This is a genomic window from Spiroplasma endosymbiont of Lariophagus distinguendus (assembly GCF_023846195.1).
Classification (GTDB): Bacteria; Bacillota_I; Bacilli_A; order Mycoplasmatales; family VBWQ01; genus Spiroplasma_E.
Window position 1 is genome coordinate 1 of sequence record NZ_JALMUW010000128.1, and the last position, 1,018, is coordinate 1,018.

General features: G+C 19.2%; 3 protein-coding genes. All 3 read left to right on the top strand.

From position 1 onward, the window contains the following. Positions 1–187: hypothetical protein (locus tag M0D11_RS06045; protein WP_252321016.1), on the top strand; the 187-nt coding region annotated here is incomplete at its 5' end. A gap of 15 nt (positions 188–202) precedes the next feature. Continuing rightward, positions 203–379 (top strand): hypothetical protein, encoded by a 177-nt coding sequence (locus tag M0D11_RS06050; protein WP_252321018.1) that lies wholly within the window; start codon positions 203–205, stop codon positions 377–379. After that, positions 379–1,018 (top strand): ERF family protein (locus M0D11_RS06055; protein WP_252321020.1); only part of this gene is annotated, 640 nt, incomplete at its 3' end. The genes M0D11_RS06050 and M0D11_RS06055, both read left to right, overlap by 1 nt.

Sequence of the window (1,018 nt, forward strand, 5' to 3'; positions counted from 1 at the left end):
AGCAAAAGAATTATTAGATAAATTTGATGAGCTACAAGAAGAATTTAATAATAAATATGAAAATAGTTTAGACGTTAGAATTGATGATGACGGAGAGTTAAATATTAGTAATGATTATTTTAACTTTGAACATGTAAATAAATTAGAACAAGCAATTATTGATTATAAAAGAATTATTAAAGGTTAAAGGAGATGAATAAAAATGGTAGCAGCTCCTAAAAAGAAACCAGAAGATTTAATAACTAAACAAATTATTATTAGACTTACTAAAAGTGACCATTATGAATTAAAAAAACTTTGTGTAAAAAAAGAAATTACTATTAATAATTTTGTAAGAGATTTAATTAAAAATGCAATAAATAGAAAGAGTGATAAATAATGAATAATTTATATAAAAAAATACTTAAATTACAATTAGAAATTGGTAGTACACCTAAAAATGGTTTTAATACTCATGGTAATTATAAATATTGATTATTAAGTGATATTTTTAATAAATTAAAAGGATTGTGTAGAGAATTAAATATATTAATTTTACATTCAGATAATTCAGAAAATATGAATATAAATAAAATAGAAAATATTAAAGAATTTATGGATAAAAATAATAATAAAATACAAAATGTAACAAAAGAAATAGAAGTTTCATATCAAAAAAAATATTCAATTATTGATTTAGATAATATAGAATTTAGAGAAGAATTTAATATTTTTGCTTGTGCTAAAAATACAGATATAGCAAAAGCAAAAGGTAGTGCAGAAACTTATGCTTATAGATATTTTTTAATGAATTTATTATTATTAAGTGAAGATGAACTTGACCCAGATAATGATAATGTTAATTTAATACAAAATAATAATAAATCACAAAATAATTATATTAATAATAATGTAAAAATACAAAATGAAAAATGAGAACCAAGTGAAAAACAATTAGATTATTTTGAAAAATATATGATTACAAATACAGTTTTATTTGATGAATGTATCAGAGAAGATATGGAAAGATTAAATCCAA